Below are 3,420 nucleotides of genomic sequence, written 5' to 3' on the forward strand. Positions count from 1 at the left end.
ACCCCCCCCCCCGGGGGGGGGGGGGGGGCGCTTTTTTTTATCCCTTCAGCACGTAGCCATACAGCCGCTTAATGCCGTCCGGATCCGTCTCGCTGTAAACCCCCTGCAGCTCCGGCGAGAAGCCAGGCAGCATATTGACCCCCTCCTCCAGCGCGAGGAAATAGCGCAGCACGGCGCCGCCCCAGACCTCGCCGGGCACCACGCACAGCACGCCCGGCGGATACGGCAGCGCCCCCTCCGCCGCGACGCGGCCTTCCGCCTCGCTCAGACGCACCAGCTCAACGTTGCCGCGAATAAACTCGTGGTTGGCATCCTGGGGATTCATCACCACCCTTGGGAAGCTCCGTTTACGGAACATCTCTTTTTGCAGGCTCTTCACGTCAAAGCTAACGTACAGATCGTGCATCTCCTGGCACAGCTCGCGCAGGGTATAGTCGCGATAACGCACCGGATATTTGTTATAGATGGTCGGCAACACATCGGCCAGCGGCGTATCCGCTTCAATATGCTGTTCAAACTGCCCCAGCATCGCCACCAGCTGCGCCATTTTTTCGGCGCTCTCCGCCGGCGTCAGCAGGAACAGAATCGAGTTGAGATCGCACTTCTCCGGCACGATGCCGTTTTCACGCAGATAATGCGCCAGAATAGTCGCCGGAATGCCGAACTCACTGTACTCCCCACTTTCAGCGTCAATGCCCGGGGTGGTCAGCAGCAGCTTGCACGGGTCGACAAAATACTGGTCGTCCGCGTAGCCTTCAAAACCATGCCAGCGCGCGTCGGGTTCGAAGCTGAAGAAGCGGCGCTCCCGGGCGATCGCCTCGGTCGGGTGATCCTGCCATGGACGCCCCGCCACCACTGGCGGAATAAAGGGCTGGATCATCTTGCAGTTGGCGATGATCGCTTTGCGCGCCTCAATGCCCAGCGCCACACACTCGGCCCACAGGCGGCGGCCGCTCTCACCTTCATGAATTTTGGCGTTGACGTCCAGCGCGGCAAACAGCGGATAGAACGGGCTGGTGGAGGCATGCAGCATAAAGGCGTTATTCAGCCGCTTGTGCGGACAGAAACGCGCCTGGCCGCGCAGATGGTTATCCTTTTTATGGATCTGCGACGTCTGTGAGAAGCCGGCCTGCTGCTTGTGCACGGACTGAGTGACAAAAATACCCGGATCGTCGGGGGTCAGCTCCAGCAGCAGCGGCGAGCAGTCGGCCATCATTGGGATAAACTGCTCATAGCCCACCCACGCCGAGTCGAACAGGATGTAATCGCAGAGGTGGCCGATCTTATCCACCACCTGGCGGGCGTTATAGACCGTGCCGTCGTAGGTCCCCAGCTGGATCACCGCCAGACGAAACGGGCGGGAGGCATTGGCTTTCTCAGGCGCCGCTTCGCGGATGAGATCCCGCAGGTAATGCTCATCAAAGCAGCGCTCGTCAATGCCGCCGATAAAGCCGAACGGATTGCGCGCGGCTTCCAGGTAAACAGGCGTCGCCCCCGCCTGGATCAGCGCCCCGTGATGGTTTGACTTGTGGTTGTTGCGATCGAACAGCACCAGATCGCCGCGGGTCAACAGCGCGTTGGTCACGACTTTGTTGGCCGCCGAGGTGCCGTTGAGGACGAAGTAGGTTTTATCCGCGTTGAACACCTTCGCAGCGAACTTCTGCGCGTGCTTGGCCGATCCTTCGTGGATCAGCAGATCGCCTAATTTCACATCGGCGTTGCACATGTCGGCGCGAAAGACATTTTCGCCAAAAAAGTCATAGAACTGACGGCCTGCAGGGTGCTTTTTGAAAAACGCCCCGTGCTGATGCCCCGGACAGGCAAAGGTGCTGTTATCCATCTCGACGTACTGGGTCAGGGTATTGAAAAACGGCGGCAGCAGACGCGCTTCATAATCACAGGCCGCCGCCTCCAGCTCCAGCCACTCCTGATCTTTACCGGCGATCACCGCCTGCACCCCCTCCGGCTTGTCGACCGCCGTCTCACTCAGCAGGTAGACCGGCAGGTTAAATCCGCTACGCCTGAGGAGAGTAAGGATGCCGCTGCGACTGTCGGCCACGGAGATGACGACTGCCGCCACATCGGTAAAATCGGTACTGTCCAGCGCCACAACGCGACGGTGGGTGGACAAGCGGGTGACCAGCTCGCAGCTGGCGGCAATGTGCATGGATTTCATAAGCGCAAATGCCCGTATCGGGAGTGTAAAAACCTCAGACAAGGGAGACCTTGCCCAACGATGTGTCCGGGTCTGACGGATTCAGCTCCGACCGCCGGACATCAGTAAAAGCAGACGCGTCCGATCTTACTGTTGCCCTACAGTGAGCATACGTGTCCTTCACCGCATGGTGAACAGAGGGGTAAGCGTAGCAAGATGAGGCAGCCCGCGCATCTGGGCGCGGCGTCGCTGGCGAGATAATGGCTGTGTCGTCATCGGCGGCCTCATATCAGGGAGGAGAAAATTCGCGCAATCATGGCACCTTTCCCGAACAGGCGCAAGATGAAAACCGTATGCACTTATATCACGGATACACAAGCTTTCCCGGTAAGTTAACGCCATAATAATGCGGTTATCAGGGATTTTTAACAGGAGTCAGCGTGGTTACAGGACCTTTTATTAACGCCAGCGCGGTGCTGGTCGGCGGTGTGCTGGGCGCCTTACTCAGCCAACGGTTGCCGGAACGGATCCGCACCGCAATGACCTCTATTTTTGGCCTGGCGTCATTGGGCATCGGCATTTTACTGGTCATTAAGTGCGCCAATCTGCCGGTGATGGTGCTGTCGACCCTGGTGGGGACGCTGCTCGGCGAAATATGCAATATGGAAAAAGGCATCAATACGCTGGTCAGTAAACTCCAGCAGTTGATGTCAGCGAAAGGCAAGAAAAAGGCTTCGGCTCATGAGTCTTATATTCAGAGCTATGTGGCGATTATCGTCCTGTTCTGCGCCAGCGGCACCGGCGTCTTCGGCGCCATGCGCGAAGGGATGACCGGCGACGCCAGCATTCTGATTGCCAAAGCGTTTCTCGACTTTTTCACCGCCACCATCTTCGCCTGCACCCTGGGCATTGCCGTCGCCGCCATCAGCGTACCGATGCTGATTATCCAGCTGACTCTTGCAGCCTGCGCGGCGATCATTATGCCGCTTACCACGCCGATGATGCTGGCGGATTTCAGCGCCGTCGGCGGCATGCTGCTGGTGGCCACCGGGCTGCGCATCTGCGGGATAAAAATGTTTGCCGTAGTGAATATGCTGCCTGCGCTGGTGCTGGCGATGCCAATTTCCGCGGCCTGGACGCTGTTTTTTGCCTGAAGACGCGTGCTTTTAGCGCAATGTGGTGATAGATTGTTCAGTCTGCTGTAAAACAGATAAATTTCGTTGACGAGGCGCGGCGATTACGGTTTAATGCGCCCCGTTGCCCGG

2 protein-coding genes are annotated in these 3,420 nt (G+C 58.5%); one reads left to right on the forward strand and one right to left on the reverse strand.

Translation table 11 applies throughout. The features are described from left to right. Positions 1–37 precede the first annotated feature (37 nt). Positions 38–2,176, reverse strand: coding sequence for an ornithine decarboxylase (locus HMPREF9538_RS23015; protein ID WP_009484134.1), 2,139 nt, complete (start codon positions 2,174–2,176; stop codon positions 38–40). 419 nt (positions 2,177–2,595) lie between these two features. On the opposite strand from HMPREF9538_RS23015, the gene HMPREF9538_RS23010 reads away from it, so the two are divergent. After that, on the forward strand, positions 2,596–3,309 hold the full coding sequence (locus HMPREF9538_RS23010; RefSeq protein ID WP_009484135.1) for a DUF554 domain-containing protein: 714 nt from the start codon (positions 2,596–2,598) through the stop codon (positions 3,307–3,309). The last annotated feature ends 111 nt before the right edge of the window (positions 3,310–3,420 follow it).

The organism is Klebsiella sp. MS 92-3 (assembly GCF_000195655.1).
In the GTDB taxonomy this organism is placed as follows: domain Bacteria; phylum Pseudomonadota; class Gammaproteobacteria; order Enterobacterales; family Enterobacteriaceae; genus Klebsiella; species Klebsiella pneumoniae.

Coding starts and splice junctions, on each gene's coding strand:
- HMPREF9538_RS23015 (WP_009484134.1), bottom strand. CDS start 2,176: ATGAAATCCATGCACATTGCCGCCAGCTGCGAGCTGGTCACCCGCTTG.